Source organism: Gordonia amarae NBRC 15530, from assembly GCF_000241345.1.
Lineage (GTDB): Bacteria > Actinomycetota > Actinomycetes > Mycobacteriales > Mycobacteriaceae > Gordonia > Gordonia amarae.
In genome coordinates this window covers 44,707-64,187 of the sequence record NZ_BAED01000026.1, presented here as the reverse complement: position 1 = coordinate 64,187, position 19,481 = coordinate 44,707, and the positions used below count along the sequence as shown (strand labels likewise).

Genomic DNA, 19,481 nt, shown 5'->3' with positions numbered 1-19,481 from the left:
CGGCCTCTATTTAGAGGATTACTACTACTCTAAATCATGTAAGGGTACCCTGTCACTACCCGATCTCGGATGAGGCGGCGATCGCGACGGCCAGCCACCGCCGGGTCAGGTCGGTACCGGCGCTGAGCCGTTCCAGCAGGTCGGCGCGGTGCGGACTGGCATGGGACCGCAACCAGGCGACGTCGTCGGCGAGTTGTGCGGCCCCGCGGCTCAGCGCGGGGCGGCCGGCGATGGCGACCCGGTTCGCCCAGCGGGCGAGTACCTCGTCGGGGGTGACGGCGGAATGTGCACCGTCGTCCGCGGGCGCGAGCACGGCCGCCGGCGATGGCGCCGAGGGCGAGTCGAGTCCGGGGAAGAGCCAGTCGCAGGCGTCGTCGTCCGGCCAGAAAGCCGCATCACGCCGGACGGCGAGGAGCTGAGCGCCTCGCACGCGCACGGTCACCCGCGTACCCGGTCGTGCCGCGATCGCGCGGATCATCGCGGTGGCCGCGAGTTCCATTGCCGCCGGGGCCGGGTGGAACTCCAGTCGCTTTCCCGACGGTCCGGTCAGCACGAGGGCGGCGGTGCCTTCCCGCGGCTGTGCCCCGACGACCTCGCCGGTCACCTCGATCACGCCGTCGGGCAGGCTTTGTGGTGACGACGGCGCGGCGGACAGGGAGGCGCGGACGTTGCGGCCGGTGCCGAGCCTGCCCTCGGCGCTCACTGTTGCCGACGTCAAGAGCATTCTGCCCCTGCTGATCTCGGCGTGGGTGGCGAGCAGGTCACCCAGCCCGGCGGGGGTCCGGTAGGCGCGCGGCACGTCGGCGGCGACGCCCGGCCGCACCGTGTTGACGGTGTACGGGGTGCCGTCGGCGTCGGTCAGGGTGGTGACCACCCCGGCGTAGCCGCTCGCGGTGAGTACCGGCTCGCACCACAGGCCGTCGAGCCGCAGGCTGCCGGATACCGCGTACGACCTTCGGGCCGTGCCGACGTCGTGGCGGGTGACAGACAACGCGTCGGCCGCCCGGCGGAGCTCGTACACGGCGAGCGTGGCATCCCTGAGGGTGCTCACCGACGGATCGGCGTGCAGCGCCGTCAGCGTGGCGGCAACACGGTGCAGGCCCGTGTTGCGGGCCAGATGCACCGCCCGCATGAGGTGGGCGCGTTCGGCGACGGCGAGTTCCGCTGTTCCCGCGGCGACGACGGTACCGACCGTCTTCTCCGCGAAAACCAGTGCCGCGTCCTGGGTTTCGGTGAGCCCGGACTGCTCGTCGCCGCTGCCGGGCGGCGGTGAGGCGGCGGTGTCTTCGGGTGCTGCGGTGGTTTCGGGTGCTTCGGGGGTGCCGTCGGCGATCGGGCTGGAGGCGATGACCGCGGCGCGGTGCGCGCAGTTCGGTGCGAGCAGGCAGTCGCAGCCCACCTCGCCCGGTGGGGTCACGGTCACCGTCGCGGTGCCGATGGTCACCCGCACACGGTCGCCGGTGGCCTCGATCTGCCATTGCTCTTGCTGCTCGGTGAGTTTCGTGGCCCGCCGGACGAGTCTGTCCGGCAGCGCGGAGATCTCTGCGGCGAGTGCGGGATCGAGGGCCGGGAGTGTCACGCTCATGACCGAGGCCCAGTGATCGTCTCGGCCACCCACTCGGCCAGGCGTACGATCATGACCGAGGCCCCGTGATCGTCTCGGCCACCCACTCGGCGAGGCGTAGGGGGCTGACCGCCGATACCGGCATCCCGGCGGCGGCGGCCGCGGTGGCGGTGCCGACGTGGTAGCGGGCCACCCCGGTGTCGTCGAGGGCGGCGCAGCCGAGCATGCTGACGCCCGATCCGGCGAGATGGGTGATCGCGGCGATCATCGGTGCCGTGGACCCGCCTTCCTCGAAGTCGGAGATCAGCACCAGCAGAGTACGTTTGGGAACGCGAACGCGGTCCGTGGCGGCGGCCAGGCCGGCCTGGATGGAGGTGCCGCCGCCCACCCGGATCTCCATCAGCAGTGCGAGGGGGTCGTCGACGTGCTCGCTGAGGTCGACGACCTCGGTGGAGAACGCCAGGAACGTCACCGACAGCGACGGCACCCCGGCGAGGATGGCGGCGGTGAGGGCGGCGAACACCGTCGACGGTTCCATCGACCCGGACACGTCCACGACGATGATCAGATGCCAATCCGGCTGCCGCAGCGCTCGTTCGGAGAACACCGTGTCGGCGGCGATGACCCGGTTACGGCCCTCGGCGTCGCGATATACCCGGCTCAGGTTGGCGGCGATGGTGCGCCGGGCGTCGAGGATCCGCGTGTTGCGGCGGGTAGGGCGGGCTGTGCGCAGCCCGCGCAACGCCGGTTGTAGTCGGGTGGCGAGTGCCTTGGTGAGGTCGTCGACGCACCGCCGCACCAGTGGACGAAGCCCGGCCAGGGCCGATTCCGGCAGTCCGCCGCTCAGCGACAGCATGGTGGTGAGCAACTCCACCGACGGCCGCACCGTCCCGGGGGACAGGGCCAGTGCGGCGGCCGCGTCACCGCGGGCGGCGGCCGCACCGAGCACGTCGTCGCGCACATCGGCGCCGAACAGCTCGGCAAGATCAGCCGACCATTCGCGGACCGTCGGATACGGCGCCTCGTCACCGCCGATGCCGAGCCCCGCCTCGATCCGCGTCGACGGCGCCCCGTACAGCCGGTCCAGGGAACGTCCCAGCTGGACGGCGGTATTCGGGCCACCTCTGCGTCTGCCGAGGACGAGTTGCCAGCGGACGCCGGGGGTGAAGGCGGCGTCGGCGAGACCGAGTGCCCGCAGCCGGTCGAACGCCCGCTGGTCGTCGTCGGCCCACCCGGCCACCAGCTCCGGGTCGATGCCCGAGCGCCGCGACGATACCCCGGTCGCCCGTTCGGTCTCGGTCAGTAGCCGTTCGCGGACCTCCGGTGCGAGGCCGTCGAACGCGGCGCGCAGCGTGGGGAGCCGGGCGACGAAACCGGCGTCGGGCAGGCCCGCGATGACGTCGTGAAAGGCGCCGAACACCTCGGGGGCGGTGGACAGGAGGTGCGGCACCGCGGTGAGCATGCCGCGCACGTAGCCGGTGAGCCGGTCGCGGCGTTCGGTGTCGGTGGCGCCGCTGATCAGGGACTCCACCTGGGGGCGCAGGTCCCGTCCGTCCTCGCCGACGGCGAGCAGGGCCGAGGCCGCGCCCTGGATCAGTGGCGACGCGGCGCCGTCGGCGAATCCGATAATTGTGTGCCGCAACCGGAGTGGGCCGTCACCAGAGGTCCGGTACAAAGTACGGTAAGTGTCGGCGAGCAGAGCCGCGTCGCCGGTGTCGGTGGCGCCGGCCAGCCCGTCCAGTTCCCGGATGACCGGGGGGACGAGCTCGGCCCGCAGGCCGGTCAGGGATTCGCGCAGGGCGGCGATACCGTCATCGAGCGCTCCGGCGAACTGCCCGGTGAGCGTTTCATCGCACAGCGCGATCGTCTCGGTCAGCTCGGCAAGCCCCGCTTCGTGGGGAAAGCGTCGTCGCACCGCCGTGATCAGTTCGGCGGCCAGGTCATCGAGCGCGCAGTGCAGGGCGCGCCGCAGCACGAGGGCCGCCGTCTCGGGCCGGTCCCCGTCGCGCCGCATCGTGTGCCGCAGCCGGGCCGCCGCGACCTGCGGCACCGTCACCCCGAACAGGGCCGCCGCCTCGGTGGAGGCGTGGGTGGCGGAGGTGACCGCGACGCTCCACCGGCTCCCGACGGTCCGGGCACCACCGGCTCCGGTTCCCGCGGTCGGTTTTCCGTACGCGATACCGGCGGCGAGCAGTTGCCGCAGAAAGATCTCCCGATCGGCGTCGAGGTTGCCGCGCAACGGTTCCAGGCGCAGCTCCGTCGCCGCTGCCGGGAGTCTCAGCGCGGCCAGCCGCCGGTCCAGATCGTCGGCCAGACCCGAACGGGGCGTGCCGGGGGCGAGCTGCCCGCGTTCCGATCCGACCAGCACCCGCTGCGCGGCCCCGGCCACCACCCGGCCCCGGCCGAACACGTCGCCCTGCGCGTACACGCCCGTCATCGCTTCGAGGAGTTCGCGGCGCCCGGGTGCGGGCAGGCCGCGCAGGGTGGCCAGGTCGGCCGCGACGCGGACGGCCTCGGCGATCTCGCCTGTGCCGCAGGGATGTCCCCGCCGGCGGACCTCGATGCCGATGTCGGTGAGTGCGGCCGTCGCCGCGGCTCTCAGTTCCGTGGGCGAATCACCGTGCGCGAGAACGGCCGCCTGCCATGCGGGGTCGGCGATCCCCGCCGGATAGCCCGAACGGGTGTCGAGTTCGGCGCTGCCGTAGGGGACCAGCGAGGCCACCGGGTTCCGGTCGGCCGGAAACCGCTGCAACAGCAGCTCGTCCGCGGCCTCGACGGCGGGATCGGCGAGCATGCCGGTGGTCAGAGCCGGGGCGTGGAAGGCACCGACCACTGCGACCACGCCGGGGTCGAACGCACGCAGGCAGGTTCGCATCCGGGCCTCGCGCAATTCGTTCTCCGCGTCCTCGTCCGGACGGTGATCGGCCCGCAGCGCCCAACCCGCGGCCAGCGCGGCCACCCGCACCGCCTCGGGATCGGCGCCCGCGCCGCGGGATTCGACGAGCAGATCCCACGAATCCACCGATGCCTGAGCGCCCAGCAGGTCGGCGAGCGCATCGGCCACCCCCGGACGAGGTGCCGATGCCACGGAAGACGGTGTGACGTCACGGGATACGGCCGCGGGCAGGTCGATGCATTCGACGGGCACCCCATGCTCGTGTGCCCACCGCACCGCCACGTACTCGGGACTGAACGCGGCCAGCGGATAAAAGCTCAGGGCATCGGTGCCGGGATCGGCGAGCGCGAACGCGACCGGCGGTACGGTGTCCGGATGGCCGATCCACCGCACCCAGCCCGCGGCCTCGGCCGGAAGTTCGACGGCCAGCACCCGCGGCGCGGCGGCCTCGAGCAGCCGGGGCAGGACCCGGGCCAGCGTCGGCGAATGATGGCGCACCCCGATCAGCAGCGGATCACGCTGTCCGGCAAGCGCCGCCACCGCAGCGGTGACGGCGACACCCGGGTCACCGGTCACCGCGCGGTACCCTCCAACTGGCCGCGCGCCTCCCACAGTGTGCGCCACGGGTTTCCGGCACCGCCCGCGTCGGCACGGCGCTTGACCGCCACATCCCAGTAGCCGAGCAGCCGGGCGGCGTCGTCACCGTCATCCTTGTGCACCACGCCCAGGAGCTGGCCCGGTATGTCGCGCAAGCGATCTCCGCGATTCGGGAACCAGGCACCGGTGAGCGCGACGGCCGAGCTGACGGCGACGGCCTCGGCGGTCGACAGGATCGTCGACGGCCGCTCCACCGACCAGCCCTCACCGGTGTGCCCGCTGCGCAGATCCCGGAACACGGTGACGATTACCTCGACCACCGCCGCATCCACCGATTGCGCGGCGCCGGTGTCGGCGAGCGCCTGCTCGGTGCGCCGGGTCACCAGCGCCACCTCCGCGTCGCGGTCGGAGATCGGGTCGACATGCTCGAAATTGAACCGCCGTTTGAGAGCCGCGCTCATCTCCGACACACCGCGGTCACGCAGGTTTGCGGTGGCGATGACCGCGAAACCCTTGTTCGCGTAGACGGTCTCGTCGCCGAGCTCCGGCACCGAGATGCGGCGTTCGCTGAGCAGTGAGACCAGCGCGTCCTGCACCTCGGGCAGGCACCGGGTGATCTCCTCGATGCGGGCGACCGCGCCGCGCCGCATCGCCGTCATCACGGGCGAGGGCACCAGCGCCGCCTGCGACGGTCCCTCGGCGAGCAGCAGGGCGTAGTTCCAGCCGTACCGCAACTGATCCTCGGTGGTGCCGGCCGTACCCTGCACGGTCAGCGCACCCGTACCGCAGATGCCTACCGAAAGAAGCTCCGACAGCATCGATTTCGCGGTACCTGGCTCACCCACCAGCAGCAGGCCACGCGACCCGGCCAGCGTCACCACGCAACGCTCCACCAGGCCACGCTCGCCGACATACTTGGGTGAGATGGTCATTCGCGTACGGCCCGATTTCAGTGGCCCGTCCGAACCGAGGACGAAGGTGACCACCGCCGCCGGCGTCAGCCGCCAGCCCGCCGGGCGCGGGCCGTCGTCGAAGCCGGCGAGAAAGGCGAGCTCGTCGGCGAACTCGACCTCCGGCGGGATGATCTGCCAGTCTGCCTGCGCCGGTTCTGTGGTCATCGCCGTCCGCCCACCATGGTTTTGCCCGCCCCATCTCTGCCCACCGTGGTTTTGCCCACCCCATCTCTGCCCACCATGGTTTTGCCCACCCCATCTCTGCCCACCATGTCGGCGACGTTCGCATAGCCGGGCACATCACCGTCGGCCCGCCGCTGCCATGCCCGCCGGAACAATTCGCCGACGCCCACCTGGGGCAGCACCGCGATCAGCGGCGGCTCCGGTCGTTCGGTCTGTTCCAGCTCGTACAGCGGCGCCTTCCACAGCTCGAACGGTAACGGCCCCTTGCTGTATGAGATCCAGCCGCCCGGCAGGAACACCGCGCGCCCGGCGCGGGCACGTTTGGCCGACACCACCAGTTCGGTGTCGGCCAGTGCGATTGCCGCCTTCTTCAACCGGGCGGCCGTCCACGAGTTCCACGCCTTGACATTGGCGTCCGTCGGATCGGGGAGGGCCAACAGCTGCAGGTAATAGCGGGCGGCGTCCTCCGGCAGCGACAGCTCCGCGGCCACCGTCACGACCAGGTCGGGCACCGAGACCAGCGGGTCGCGCAGTTCCCCGGCCGTGACCTGCTCCGGGGTCAGGGAATCGGCGAGACCGGCCAGGCCGTGCCTGGCGAACGCGATCACCGTCGACATGCCCTCGGTGACGTAGTCCTCGGACTCGGCGAACAGTGCGTGCAGCGCGGGCAGGTCCTGATCGGTGAACGCGGCGGTGTCGATGGCGATCGACAGCCGCACCGTCGATCCGGGGCCGACCTCGATGCCGCCGTGCTTCCCCGTGTATTTCGCGTCCACAGCTGTCAGCCCGAACACGCCGGCCACCATTGTCGGATCCACCGTACCCAGCTCCAGCCGGATCCCGGCAGCGCCGGCCATCCTGTCGATGTCGCCGGCCGCGGCGAGCGCCCTGGTACGGACCGGGGAATCGCCGGGCAGCCGGTAACACAGCCAGGCGAGGGCGGCGTGCAACTGCCGGATCGTGCGGGACACGCTCCAGGTGTTGGCATCGCGCAGACGGGCGGCGAACGCGTCACCGGCCCGCCCGGGATCACCTACCAGGGTGATCACCTCGTCGTCGGCGTCGACCTCCCGGTCGGCGGCCAGCAGCACGTCCACCCCGATCGGCAGCGGACCACCCATCCGGCGCGAGAGTTCGCGCGCGGCGGCCACCACGTCGAGACCGCCGGTCAGGATCTCGGCCGGGTCGGCGGGGCATGCGGCCGTCAGCACGGCCAGCACATCGACGTCGTCCAGATCGCCGAACACCGCCCGCGTCGTCCGGATATCGGTGACGCTCACCCCGATCCGTTCCCGGGCGGCCTTGTCGAGATCGGTGCCATAGCTGCGGCGGGCGTTCGGTGCGGCCAGCAGAATCCGGCCGATCCCCGGCGAGGTGTTGGTGATGGTGGCGAACGAATCCCAGTCGGCCGCATCGAATGCCCTGGCCAGGCGGACTCCGTTGCCGGCCGACCCGGTCAGCGCGGCCCGCAACTGTTCGACACCATCGGTGACCGCCGGTGCCGTCAGCAGATCAAGCGAGTGGATCTCCTTGTCGGCCTTGGCCACAGCCGACAGCGGCTCGGGAGTGCCGATGCCCAGGCTCAGCCACGCCTGCGAGGTACTCATGCCGCGCCACGCCGTCTGGGCGACGATCACCTCGTTGGGGGCGATGAGCTTCCACGACCGGTCCGCGTACGTCGATACCCCGATGCGGCGGATGAACACCGGCTGCCCGGTCAGGCCGCTGTCGGTGAACGCCCGCAGCACCTCACCGAGGGCGCGGCACCCGTCGTCACCGGTCAGCGGTGACGCCGCCAACGTGGCCATGGCCGGCAGGTTGCCCCACAGTTCGGGCCACTGCCGGTATCGGTACCAGCCGCGCGCATCCTCGCGCCGGTACCTTTCAGTCGAAATCTGGGTGGTGACACCGAGTTCGGTGGCCGCCACGGCGAGATCGGAGATGGACTCGTCGTCGTCCCACAGGTTCTGGCCCGCCCTGCCGAAGGCCTCTTTGGCACCCTCGGTGCGGTAGCCCGACTCGCGGTCGACGATCGCCTCCCGCTCGGGCGGGGCGATCATCGCCGTGAGGCGGGCAGCGGCGGAGAGTGTTTCGGTCACCGACCGGGCCACGACGGCCACGATCGGGCCAGGCTGCCCGCACAGCGACGACACCGCGGCATCGAGTTCATCGGCGCCCTTCGCGTGCGCCGACACGAGTGCCTGGGCCTGGTCGACGGTGATACCGCGCAACGTGTCCCCGGTACCGGCGGCCACCGGGGACAGCAGCGGCCAGTACATGGGCGCGATCACGATCGGATCGTTGTATCCCGGTGCGTTCCGTGTGACCTGCCCGGTCGCCAGATCGAAGACGACCCCGCCCCGGGTGATCATCCAGCGGCGGCCGCCGGGCAAGGTCACCACCCGGCACGGCGGACTCCACTCGGTCACCCCGTCGGCGCTGAAATCGCCGCTCAATTCCGCGGTCTCACCGTCGAACGAGGCGATCCGGAACGTGTACTCGTAGTCGACTTGACGGAACCAGGCGGCGCTGCCCTCGACCCGGTCGCCGACCCGGTACATCGACACCGACTGCTGCGCCAACCGCCAGTCGGGGCCGAGCTTCTCGGCGACCTCCGAGATCCAGGCGGGCGGCGACGACCCGGCGCGACCACCCGATACCGGATCGAGTTCGGCGATGGAACCGGAATCGGTGACACCCCAATATCGTTCACCATCGGTGAGCAAGGGGTGCTGCTTGCCGATCGGCGACGGCGCGTCACCGGGCCGCAGGACCGACCCGATCCCGAACAGGCGGCCACCCGCCGGCAGCGGCAGCGACATCAGTTCGCGGGAGGCGTTCAGCCAGTACTTCTCGTCGACGCCGGTGGTCGTCGGAGCCGACGACCACACGTAGCCGACATCGTAGGACGCCGTCTGCCAGCAGGTCAGGATGTCGACGCCGGCGCCTGCGTTCGTCGGGACGGCGGTGAAGGTGAGCAGGTCGTTGCTTCGGGGACCGCCGTGGGTGAACTCGCCAACGAGTTTCCCTGCGGCATCGAAGAATTGGACCGTTCCACTGTCGGCCAACCCGATCAGCGGCCAGGACTCGTTGATGATCGGCCTCGTCTTGGACTTGCGGATCTCCGTCAGGCGTTCGGAGACCACCGGCCAGTGCAACTCGTCCGGTGAACCGAGCCGCACGTTGTGCGCGACCGCCACCGCCGGATCGATGGCCGCCCGCAACCCCGCGAACTCCTCGTGCAGGAACTCGGCCAGTTCCGGCCGCGCCAGATGGTGCAGCCACTCGGCGACGCCGGCGAGTTCGGGGACGGTCAGACTGTGCCCGTCCGGGTGTCCGGCGAGCGACGACAGTTGGTCCGTCACATACGACCGCAGCATCGCCGACAGGCCAGGGCTGTTCAGGATCGCCGTAGCCACATCGCTTTTCAGGATCGTGTAGTCGGTGCCCACGACCCGTTCGGAGTTGTTCGCCACAAACCTGCCGATGCCGGTGCGGACACATCTCGCCATCGGTTCATAGCCGGCCAGATGTTCCAGGCCATTGCTGCCGGCCCGGTCCTGCCACCACTTGTCGAGGTCGATCGGTGACACGTACCGGGTGCGGGAACCCGCTTCGACGATGCGGTCGCCGAGAATGCCGATCAGCTGATCGAGGATCTCCGGATGGATCTGCGCAGCACCCTGCACCAGCGGCAGGGTTACCGGATCGATTCCAGCGGTGAGGTTCTCGATGATCTTGGGGTCGTCGAGAAGGGCACGGAAACCGCTCTGGTCGTCGGTGCGGTTCCACTGCCACACCGCCAGTCGCGAGCACATCACCCGCACCCAGTCGGCCACCGGATAGCCGGGTTCGCGCAGCCGGTCCACACATCCGGCTGCCTCCAGCAGATCCAGCCATACACTGATTTCCACCGACTGCGGGGCCATCGCCAACAGCGTGTCCTGAACCTCCGGGTCGGCCTTGGCGGCGGTGACGATCGGTGTGCGGTACTCCCGCCAGAACGCGGCGTTCGCGTTCGCCAGCGCCGGGATGTCGATGATCTCGGCGATCAGTGCCTGAGATTGGGCGTCGTCGTCGAGACCGGCGGACCTGGCCGACCGTTTCAGGTCCTTACGCATCGCCGAATACGGCGGCAGCCCACCCTTGATGCGCTGTACCACCAGCGTCGTCAGCAACCGGTGCGCGGTCTCCGGATCGTGCGTGCCCTCCAGTCGCCGGGCCTCCGCACTGAGCGCCCTCACCGACACTGCGCCGGCAAAGGCGAACTCCAGGAACGCCTCCCGGTGCCGGTCCTCGTCGACGGTCAGCGCGTGCGTGCTCTCGGCCTCCCGGGCCTGGGCGAACATCTGCGCCGCGTACGACGGGGACTCGGCGGCCAGGAAGATCCGGCCCGCCTCCTCCAGGAAGGTCGGCACAAAATGCGCGGCCGACGCTCCGAGCCGCGACGCGGTGGCGGTGATCGCCTCCTTCGCCGCATTCGCCGACGCCGACACCAGTTTGCGGGCCCGCTGCAGATCCGCCGCGGCGGTGATGGCGTGCCGGGCGTTGGCCGGGTCGGTGATGATGGGCCACGCCGGGAAGCCGATCGTGCGGCGGCGCACATGACCGACCGGTGTCGACGACTCCGGCTGCAGGCCAAGGACTTCCAGGGTGGCGTCCTCGGCGGGCACGAGCGCCTCGCCGATGAGCCGCACCACGACCCGGTCGCCGAGCCCCGGATGGGTGTAGCCGCGCGCGACGAGCGGCGTGGTGTGCTCACCAGGCTCCGCCAGCACCGCACCGGCCTCCTCAAGCGTGCTCACCGGCACACTCCTTCACTGTTCTTCGGGCGGCGTGGCATCTGCGTGCGTTCATTCGCCGTCTTCCCTCACTGTTCTCCGGGCGGCGTGGCATCTACGTGCGTTCATTCGCCGCCTTCCTTCACTGTTCTTCGGGCGGCGTGGTGCGTGCGTGCGTTCATTCGCCGTCGTCCTTCGCCGTTCTTCGGGCGGCGTGGCATCTGCGTGTGTTCACTCGCCGTCTTCCTTCGCTGGTCTTCGGGCGGCGTGGTGCATGCGTGTGTTCATTCGCCGTCTTCCTTCTCGAGCTTTCGTCCGGCGTAGAGGATGGTGGCCATGCGCATCCCCTCGCTGTAGGCGACCGGCGGCACCTGCGCCACCGGCAGCGTCGTGTCGTCGAAGACCCAGATCAGCTCGCCGAGCGAGGTGGGTTCGTCCGGTGCGCCCTCGCCGATCCAGATGCGGGCCTGATATCGCTTGCCGCCCTCGATGATCCGGCACACCGCATAACCGCCCTGCACGGAGAAACCGTGCGACTTGGCGCGGCCGGCGGCGAACCGGATCTGCTCGAACTCGGCGTCGGAGAAGTCGTTGATCGCCCGGCCCTCGGGGCTGCCGGGGGCACTGAACACTTGGCGCTGCAACTGGTCGAAACGCGAGGTGATACCCAGATCCACTGCAAATTCGCGCAATTCGTCGAGATCGTCGCCGAACAGCACCGGATGCGGGATCAGGATGTGCGTGGCGTCGATCGTCGTGGATTCGCCGTCGAGGTCGACGACGGCCAGCAGCGAGCGGTCGCGTTTCCCGTCGCTCCGGTTGCCGCCGGGCTGCGGGGTCACCTCGCGCAAGAACCCGCCCAGCTCCAGCGGACCACCCGGTTCCTGGGTGGCGATCACCAGATCCGTCAGCCAACTGCGCCACGCCGAATCCGCCCATAGCTCACCGAGTAACACGGTCGGCACCGGCAGGCCGTCGAGCAGCCAGCGCTGCACTTGCGCCCCCGCATCGGCGTCGTGCCGGGCCAGGAAATCGCGCAACTGGTCGAGCTGAACGAACTCGTCGGTCTTCTTGAGCTTCGCCGGCACCGACTTCAGTGGTCTGCCCGACTTGTTGCGGGCGATGATCTTGCCGTCGGCGTCCAGCGCGATCGCCTGATCGCCGACCGGAATCCACTGCGGTGGAGTTTCTTCCGTGGGAGTCTGTCCGGTCACGGTCACGGTCATCGGCGGTCGTCCCGCTGGATGCGCAGCGTCCCGATCGTCGTGGCCAGCGAATCGTACTGACCCACCAGCAGTGTAAACGCGATCAGTCGGGACTCGTCCAGATGCCGGGCCAGCGCAGCCCAGGCCGCGTCGTCGATGTCGTGGGTGGTGACGAGCTGGTCGACGGCCCGCAGCATTGACCGCTCCCGGTCGCCCCACCCGGCGTCGGGGCCCTCGATGATGTCGGCGAACTCGGCGTCGCTGATCCCGGCCCGCTTGCCGAGCCTGCGATGGTGGTCGAGCTCGTAGTCGCAGCCCCGCAGGTGGGCGGTGCGGATGATGATCATCTCGGTGTCCTTGCGGGACAGCTTGCCGAACGGCATCATCCGCGAACTGAAGTACAGCCACCCCCGGAACAGCCCCTTCGAGCGGCCCAGCGTCGAGAAGATCCGGGCGTCGTCGACACCGATGACCAGGGCCGCCGCCCGGGAGAATGCCCAGTTGAACGGGCCGAGCTGCCGGAAATCGCCGGGTTGGATGCGAGGTGTGCTCATGGGGGCTACCGTAGCCGACGGTACGGACGAACGGGGCTGTCTCCGATGGGCGATAGTGACCCTTGAGGTTACGATAGAGAAGACTTGTGCGTCGGCCGAAGGGATCACAGATGACGTCACCACGAAGCGGACGGGCCGCGAGGTTCGGCTTGGGGACTGCCGCCGCGCTGCTGGTGGCCGGTGGTCTGCTGGCGGTTCCCACACAGGCGCACGCCGCCGACGGTCCCTACGGGGCGATCGCGTACTCGCAGCAGACCCAGCGGTACGGCGTCGCCACCGGCAAGTCGACGGCGAAGAAGGCGTCGAAGTCGGCCAAGAACAAGTGCGCGAGCCTCGGTGCGACCGACTGCAAGGTGGTGGCCCGCATGAATGACGACTGCGCCGCCGTGGCCGCCAACCCTTACACCGGCCTGACGACCTCGGCGAACGGCGGCAACATCCTCGCCGCCGAGCGCGCGGCCAGGGAAGGCACCGCCAACGGGCAGATCGTCGCCTCCGGATGCGCCACGAGCAACGATCCGTTCTGACGCGTCGATGTCGCACCCACCCGTGGTAGGCGGGGTGACGCGGGCCACTAGTCTTGGTTCATGACTGATTCTGAACCGAAAGTTTTCACCTCCGTCGACGAGATGCGGGCCGCCATCGGCCAGGACCTCGGGTCGGGCGAATGGCTGGAGATCACGCAGGAGCGTGTCAACGCGTTCGCCGAGGCGACTGGTGACTTCCAGTGGATCCACCTCGACGCCGAGCGCGCCAAGGACGGACCGTTCGGCACCACCATCGCGCACGGCTACCTCACCCTGTCGCTGCTCCCGGTGATCGCCGGCGGCATCTTCTCCGTCGAGGGCCCCAAGTTGGTCATCAACTACGGCTCCAACAAGGTGCGGTTCCCGCATCCGGTTCCGGTCGGCTCCCGCATCCGCTCCAACGCCATCATCACCTCCGTGGAGGAGACGAAGGTCGGCGTGAACATGGTGGTCACCAACACCGTCGAGATCGAGGGCATCGACAAGCCCGCGCTGGTCTCGGAGAACATCCGCCTGCTCGTCTACTGAGATCCGCACGCCACTCGGGCGGCGACGCATCAACCCGGGGGCCCCACTCGTTTGACGGGCGGGGCCCCCGCGGCATGCTCGGTGGGGTAGGCGCCGGTCCCTATGAAATTCTCAAGGTACGCAGGGTATTTGCCGGTGACTTTCTGGTCAGGCGGCGTTGTCGAGGCGCATCGTGCGCCGGTTGTGGGCGGGCAGCGGACGGCGCCGCGGGTCGACTGACGCGGGCGGGATCAGCCACGGATGACGGTCATATCCCATCACTACATCCCACCCGGCGTGGTGGACGTCGCTGTGGCATGACGTGCAGACCAGACAACCGTTGTCGACACATGTTTCACCTCCTTGGCACCAGTGCGTGATGTGATGGACCTGAGTCCACGAGGCCGGTGCTCCGCACTTGATGCATGTGCCGCCGTCGCGGACGATGATCGCCTTGCGTAGATGCGCGGGAAACAGCCGGCGGTCGCGGCCCATCGCCAACGGAACGGTCTCGCCGTCGACGATCATTGTGGTGACGGTGCCATCGCAGGTGAGTTGCTCCGTGGTGGCCCGCGAGACGGGGCCGACCCACGGCAGTGCCGACAGGTCGGGTGTGTCGGCGGGGATCGTCAGCAGCACTGAGGTTTTCGGTGCCCCGGCGAGTGCTCCGATATCGTGTGCGGCCATCGCCGCGTCCAGTATCCGTTCGAGTGCGTCGGCGCGCCGCCGCCCTGCCGATCGGGTGTCGGCGGATCCGTCGGGCTCGGGCCGCACGACACTGAATGCGTCGATGAGCGTCGCCAGCTTCTCACCGATCACCGCGTCGAGGTCGCCGCGCACCTGGGTCCGGCCGTCCCGGTCGACGGCGACGGTGAACTCATCGACTCTCCGATCTGCTGCTGCGGGCAGTCCCGAATCCGTTTCGGCGGCGACACTGTTGCCGACGCTCCTCGCGTGCGCAGCCACCTCGGCCGGAGACGCTCCGGAAAAGGTTTGTGCCACAAGCACTCGCTCGAACTCCACTCGGCTCTGCCGAGTGAGTGGCGTGCCCGCTCGTCGTTCGATGTGGGTAAGTCCGGTGACCACGGCGTCGGCATGCTCAAGCGATAAGTATCCGTCGCGGGTGTGTCCGGCGAGAAACTGCGTGTCGGGTAACGCGGTTGCGACACGTACCAACCGTGAGGCCGTCGCCGGCGCGCATCCCAAATCAATCAGCAACTGCCGCAACGACCCTCCTCGCTGCCTCAGCACTGCGGACCGATTCAGGATCCCCGCGAGAACGGCGGCATGATGATGCAGCACGTTCGTCATGGTCAACACCTCACGCAACGCATCGAACGAGGCCCGCCCATCGGCCTCCTCCCCGAAGTCCAACTCGATCAGTTCGCTGGTCATCTTCCCCAAGTCCATGACCACACGGTAGTCGAACATTTGATCTATGGCAACGGTTTGTTCTGCTGAAGGTGTTCCCGCTCAATGATTTACACCTCTTGATGAGATGGGCGAGGGTGGTGTGAACACAGTAACAGAGGGGTCTGACAAACACATGAGGTCGCAGGCTCCGTCGTCGTTTGGGGCGACGCGCGTACGCCGGGTCTGCCCAGGGTGGCCGAGCGGGCGGATCTGACAACCGACGACAGCGGCGAGGCTGACAAGCCGGAATCGTTGGAGACGGATGCGGCGGTGACCAAGAAGACGGTGCACCGACTGTGGAAGGAGGAGGGCCTATAGGTGCGGAGTTCCCTGATCAGCCACCTTCAACACGTCGACTGCCGTGGGCTCGCCGGCCCCTCGTGATCCTTGCTCCTTCGTCGTTTCGGCCTCGGGGATCAAGGAGGTGGTCAGCACGTGCTGTGGGCGGGGTGGCCTTTGAGCCGGGCGTCGAGCCAGGTCATGGCCTCGGGATAGCCGGTGGCCATCGCGATGATGTGTTCGCCGAAGACCTCGCGGTAGGTGGCGTTGGCGCCGAGGCGGCATTGGTCGCGGAACAGATTGCGGGCACCGGCCGCGGGGATCCAGAACTCCTGGGCGCCGTTGTAGATGTACAGCGGCACCGACGATTTCATGCCCTGCATCTTGGTGATCCGATAGATCTCGCGGGCGGTGGGCGAGTGGAACGGGTCCGCCACATTGGACAGCAGTTGCGCCGGCCAGAAGGTGGCACCCAGCAGGATCGCCGGGATGGAGCAGGCGTTCTTCAGCGGGGAGGTGGCCAGCCACTGGGCGAGATGGTTGGCCAGCGGCAGCAGTTCGGGGCGTTCGCGGGAGATGCCGAACAGGGCGGCGTGAAACAGGCCGGTGGCGAGGTTGGCGTTCATGCTGCCCGCCAGCATCTGGAAGTCGGCGGGCACACCGCCGAACGCCGCCCCTACGATGCGTGAGCTCAGTTCGGGGGCATACGTTTTCGTCAACAGGGCGGCGCCTTTGGTGGCGATGGCGCCGCCCGAATAGCCGAACATGCCGATCCTGCTGTGGCCGAAAGCATCCGCGTCGTAGGTGGAGATCGCGCGGATCGAGTCGAGGATGATGTGCCCGGCGACCGTCGGTTCGGCATAGGCCATGCGCGGGCCCTGATGGTCGGGGATCAGCACGGTATAACCGCGGTCGAGGGCGAGTTGCGTTGTGGGCGGTAGGTAATCGGTCGGATTGGTGGCCGGGCTGATGCCGCCGGCCAGGGTGACACCCGGCGTGCAGGCCGCGCCGAGGGCGTCGATCGGGATGTTGTTGACGACGATCGGGCGCGGCCCGCCGCCCGTCCACGCCTTACGCGGCACCAGGACCGTCGCGGTGCCGAACGACGGGCGGCCCGTCGCATCCCGGGTCGCGAACTTGACCTGACGTGCCGACCGGATCGGCACGATGGCCTCCTGCACGGCGGTGCGGGTGACGTCGCGGGAGGCGATCAACTGTCCCGGCGTCATCGAGCCAAGCGCCGGTGACCAGCGGTCGAAGAACGGGTCGCCCGTCGGGCTCGGCAGTGTGGCCTCGCGCAGTTCCTGCACGCGGTGGCTCATCCCGGGTGTCACCGCGCGTTGCGGAATGGTCGTGAGCCTGGGATACGGCGGCGCGGGGATGGTGCCGTCGATCGCGCGCGGGATCTGCTCGGGGATCGCCATCACATTGAACGGCTCGGCTCCCGCCGGACCCGCCCCCGCCAGGCCCACAACCGTCGCGGTCGCCACGGCCGAGACCGCGGCGAGCCACCGGCCGCGGTTGTCCGGTGTGCGTGACCCTCGCGTGAAGCGAACCACCATATCGGCAGACCCTACGACGGTCGGGAACCGCTGTCCCGGGAACGGCCACCGTTCCCCTGATCGGGCTCCGTGATCCGGCGACCCCGGGACAATGCCGTGGCGGGGTGTCCGGTCTGCCGGAGTAGCCGGACTCACGTGATATCGATCGGGTGAATGACACGAGCGCGCACCGGTGTCGTTCGACCGGGGGAACGGGCGCGGGCCGTCCTTCAAAACCGCAGTACACCGTGCCTATGGTCGACGGGTCCACTCCTTTGCTCGGAAGGCTAACGAAATGAATCTTCTTCGACGCAAGTCAGCGGCGGTGCGGGCAGGGCTCGCGACCATGGCCGTCGGGATGGCGGCAACCGGCCTGATCGCCGCCGCGCCGGGCGAGGCCGACGCACGTCCGGGCCACTGGTACGGCGCCATCGCCATCTCCATGCGCACCGGCAACGCCGCGGTGGCCGTCGACTATCCGACGGTCGCCTCGGCCCGCCGCGCCGCGATCCGCAAGTGCCGCGCGTACGACTGCAAGTGGGCCGTCACCATGGACAACAACTGCGGTGCGGCGGCCCAGAATCCGTACACCCGCCGGTGGGGTTACGCGTACGCGCCGACCCGCTTCCGGGCCGAGCAACTGGCCAGGCGCGAGGCACGTGGCGGGCGCACCATCGTGTGGGGCTGCACCACCCGGCCCCGGTACTGACCGGCCTGCCGGCACAACAACCGTGGCACGAGCCTCGGAACCCCGACGACATTGTTCTCTCACGGGGTTTCGAGGCTCGTCGCTTGCGCTCCTCGCGCCTCAACCGGCGCAGGGGGTTCGTCGCTTGCGCTCCTCGCGCCTCAACCGGCGCAGGGGGTTCGTCGCTTGCGCTCCTCACACCTCAACCGGGGAGGCTGTGGCAGTTATTGGGGGCGGGCTTGCCCTGGAGGCGGTTGTCCAGCCAGGTGAGGGCGTCGGGGTAGCCGGTGACCGTCGCGAGGAAATGTTCGCCGGGGACCTCACGGTAGGTGACATTGGCGCCGAGGCGGCACTGTTCGGCGAACAGGTTGCGGGTGCCGGTCGGCGGGATCCAGAACTCCTGGGCGCCCTGGTAGATGTAGAGCGGCACCACCGACTTCTTGTCGGCCATCTGGGTGAGCCGGTAGATACGTTGGGCAACAGGGGAATTGAACGGATCGTTGTCATTCGACAGCAGCTGCGACGGCATTAATGTCAGCCCGCCCAGGATTCCCCACGTCGCGCAGCCGTCCTTGAGGGGTGAGGTGACCAGCCATCGGGCAGCGTTGTTGGCGAGGGTGAGCAGTTCGGGGCGTTCGCGGGCCACCCCGAACATGGCCTCGTGGAACAGGCCCGTCGCCAGGTTGGCGTTCATGCTCGCGGTCAGGATCCGGTAGTCGGCGGGGACACCGCCCAGGGCCGCGCCCACCAGGCGCGGAGCGACGTCGGGCGCGTAGTCGGCGGCGAGTTTGGTGGCTCCCTTGGTGGCGATCGCCCCACCCGAGTAGCCGGTCATCCCCACCTTCGATTCACCGAAAGTCTTTGTGTCGTAGTTGGATACGGCCCGGACCGAGTCGAGGACGATGTGCCCGGCCGTGGTCGGTTCGGCGTAGGCCATCCGCGGGCCCTCATGGTCGGGGACGATCACCGCGTAGCCGCGATGCAGCGCCAACTGGGTGGTGGGCGGAAAGAAGTCCGTGGTGTTGGTGTCGCCGCTGAAACCGTGCGCCAGGGTGTACCCCGACGTGCACTTGGTGCCCATCGAATCGATGGGCAGATTGTTGATGAGGATCGGGCGGGACCCGCGACCGGTCCAGCGGGCGCGGGGCGTGATGATGGTGGCCGTGCCGAACGACGGCTGCCCCAGGGCGTCGGTGCTGACGAACTTGAGCTGACGGGCGTAGCGGATGGGCACCGTCACCAGCGGTGCCGTGACACCGGTGACGTCGCGGGAGCGCAGGATGGTGCCGGGCTTCTTGCCCGACAGATTCTTGGGCCACACGTCGAAGAACGTGTCGCCCACCGGTGCCGGCAGGATCGCGGCCCGCAGTTCCTGGACGCTGTGCGGATAGCCGGGGGCCTTCGCCCGGTCGGGGATCGTCGTGAGCCGTGGATACGGTGCGGGCGGGACCACCGAATCGATGGTCTTGGTGACGTGTTCGGGGACCGGGCGCATATTGGGCGGGACCGCCGACGCGGTGACGGCCGTCGAAGCCCACAGTGCCGACGCGGCGATGAACACTCCCGCGGCACGCACCGACCCCGATTGCAGAAGTCGTCCCGACCTGCGCCGCATCCGGCCTCCGTTCCAGTGATGCCACGCGAAAGATGAGGTGGCGTGAAGCCGGATTTTATTGGTGTGGATCTCTACAGGTGGTGGGATCGGGTCGCGGGTTACAAAGCTGTGACGATGGCCGGGCTGGGACATTGTCGGCTCACGGGGTTTCGAGGCTCGTCGCTCGCGCTCCTCACAC

General features: G+C 69.1%; 12 protein-coding genes. 3 read left to right on the top strand and 9 right to left on the bottom strand.

Translation table 11 applies throughout. The features are described from left to right. Window positions 1-55 precede the first annotated feature (55 nt). From GOAMR_RS08205 to GOAMR_RS08180, 6 genes are all read right to left on the bottom strand, one after another. Window positions 56-1,585, bottom strand: a complete 1,530-nt coding sequence (locus GOAMR_RS08205; protein ID WP_005185407.1) for a hypothetical protein — start codon at window positions 1,583-1,585, stop codon at window positions 56-58. A 49-nt stretch (window positions 1,586-1,634) separates the two neighbouring features. Further along, window positions 1,635-5,036 (bottom strand): DUF5682 family protein, encoded by a 3,402-nt coding sequence (locus GOAMR_RS08200; RefSeq protein WP_005185404.1) that lies wholly within the window; start codon window positions 5,034-5,036, stop codon window positions 1,635-1,637. Next, window positions 5,033-6,175, bottom strand: a complete 1,143-nt coding sequence (locus GOAMR_RS08195; RefSeq protein ID WP_005185401.1) for an ATP-binding protein — start codon at window positions 6,173-6,175, stop codon at window positions 5,033-5,035. Before GOAMR_RS08195 ends, GOAMR_RS08200 begins: the two co-directional genes overlap by 4 nt. Continuing rightward, complete coding sequence (locus GOAMR_RS08190; RefSeq protein ID WP_005185378.1) at window positions 6,172-10,998, bottom strand: hypothetical protein; 4,827 nt, start codon at window positions 10,996-10,998, stop codon at window positions 6,172-6,174. The genes GOAMR_RS08195 and GOAMR_RS08190 overlap by 4 nt, the downstream gene beginning before the upstream one ends. A gap of 260 nt (window positions 10,999-11,258) precedes the next feature. Continuing rightward, entirely contained in the window at window positions 11,259-12,200 is a 942-nt protein-coding gene (locus GOAMR_RS08185) for a DUF4132 domain-containing protein (RefSeq protein WP_005185375.1), read from the bottom strand. Next, window positions 12,197-12,733 carry a carboxymuconolactone decarboxylase family protein gene (locus tag GOAMR_RS08180; RefSeq protein ID WP_005185372.1) on the bottom strand — a complete coding sequence of 179 codons (537 nt, stop codon included), beginning with the start codon at window positions 12,731-12,733 and terminating at the stop codon, window positions 12,197-12,199. The genes GOAMR_RS08185 and GOAMR_RS08180 overlap by 4 nt, the downstream gene beginning before the upstream one ends. Before the next feature lie 110 nt (window positions 12,734-12,843). Between GOAMR_RS08180 and GOAMR_RS08175 the strand changes: the two genes are divergently transcribed. After that, window positions 12,844-13,260, top strand: a complete 417-nt coding sequence (locus tag GOAMR_RS08175) for a DUF4189 domain-containing protein (protein ID WP_005185367.1) — start codon at window positions 12,844-12,846, stop codon at window positions 13,258-13,260. Window positions 13,261-13,320: 60 nt separating this feature from the next. Further along, window positions 13,321-13,788, top strand: coding sequence for a MaoC family dehydratase (locus GOAMR_RS08170; protein WP_005185364.1), 468 nt, complete (start codon window positions 13,321-13,323; stop codon window positions 13,786-13,788). Between the two features lie 147 nt (window positions 13,789-13,935). Here GOAMR_RS08170 and GOAMR_RS08165 read toward each other — a convergent pair whose 3' ends face one another. After that, window positions 13,936-15,177, bottom strand: coding sequence for an HNH endonuclease (locus tag GOAMR_RS08165; protein ID WP_244427329.1), 1,242 nt, complete (start codon window positions 15,175-15,177; stop codon window positions 13,936-13,938). Between the two features lie 431 nt (window positions 15,178-15,608). Further along, the gene (locus tag GOAMR_RS08160) at window positions 15,609-17,021 is read right to left on the bottom strand and encodes a lipase family protein (RefSeq protein ID WP_005185357.1); all 1,413 of its coding nucleotides are present in this window, start codon (window positions 17,019-17,021) and stop codon (window positions 15,609-15,611) included. A 274-nt stretch (window positions 17,022-17,295) separates the two neighbouring features. On the opposite strand from GOAMR_RS08160, the gene GOAMR_RS08155 reads away from it, so the two are divergent. After that, window positions 17,296-17,709 carry a DUF4189 domain-containing protein gene (locus tag GOAMR_RS08155; RefSeq protein ID WP_040514724.1) on the top strand — a complete coding sequence of 138 codons (414 nt, stop codon included), beginning with the start codon at window positions 17,296-17,298 and terminating at the stop codon, window positions 17,707-17,709. Window positions 17,710-17,890: 181 nt separating this feature from the next. On the opposite strand, the gene GOAMR_RS08150 is transcribed toward GOAMR_RS08155, so the two are convergent. Further along, entirely contained in the window at window positions 17,891-19,303 is a 1,413-nt protein-coding gene (locus tag GOAMR_RS08150) for a lipase family protein (RefSeq protein WP_005185352.1), read from the bottom strand. Window positions 19,304-19,481: the final 178 nt, after the last annotated feature.

Excerpts from the sequence above, each read along its gene's own strand:
- GOAMR_RS08195 (WP_005185401.1), bottom strand. The coding sequence starts at position 6,175 with ATGACCACAGAACCGGCGCAGGCAGACTGGCAGATCATCCCGCCGGAG.
- GOAMR_RS08155 (WP_040514724.1), top strand. The coding sequence starts at position 17,296 with ATGAATCTTCTTCGACGCAAGTCAGCGGCGGTGCGGGCAGGGCTCGCG.
- GOAMR_RS08185 (WP_005185375.1), bottom strand. The coding sequence starts at position 12,200 with ATGACCGTGACCGTGACCGGACAGACTCCCACGGAAGAAACTCCACCG.
- GOAMR_RS08170 (WP_005185364.1), top strand. The coding sequence starts at position 13,321 with ATGACTGATTCTGAACCGAAAGTTTTCACCTCCGTCGACGAGATGCGG.
- GOAMR_RS08160 (WP_005185357.1), bottom strand. The coding sequence starts at position 17,021 with ATGGTGGTTCGCTTCACGCGAGGGTCACGCACACCGGACAACCGCGGC.
- GOAMR_RS08150 (WP_005185352.1), bottom strand. The coding sequence starts at position 19,303 with ATGCGGCGCAGGTCGGGACGACTTCTGCAATCGGGGTCGGTGCGTGCC.
- GOAMR_RS08205 (WP_005185407.1), bottom strand. The coding sequence starts at position 1,585 with ATGAGCGTGACACTCCCGGCCCTCGATCCCGCACTCGCCGCAGAGATC.
- GOAMR_RS08165 (WP_244427329.1), bottom strand. The coding sequence starts at position 15,177 with ATGGACTTGGGGAAGATGACCAGCGAACTGATCGAGTTGGACTTCGGG.
- GOAMR_RS08175 (WP_005185367.1), top strand. The coding sequence starts at position 12,844 with ATGACGTCACCACGAAGCGGACGGGCCGCGAGGTTCGGCTTGGGGACT.
- GOAMR_RS08180 (WP_005185372.1), bottom strand. The coding sequence starts at position 12,733 with ATGAGCACACCTCGCATCCAACCCGGCGATTTCCGGCAGCTCGGCCCG.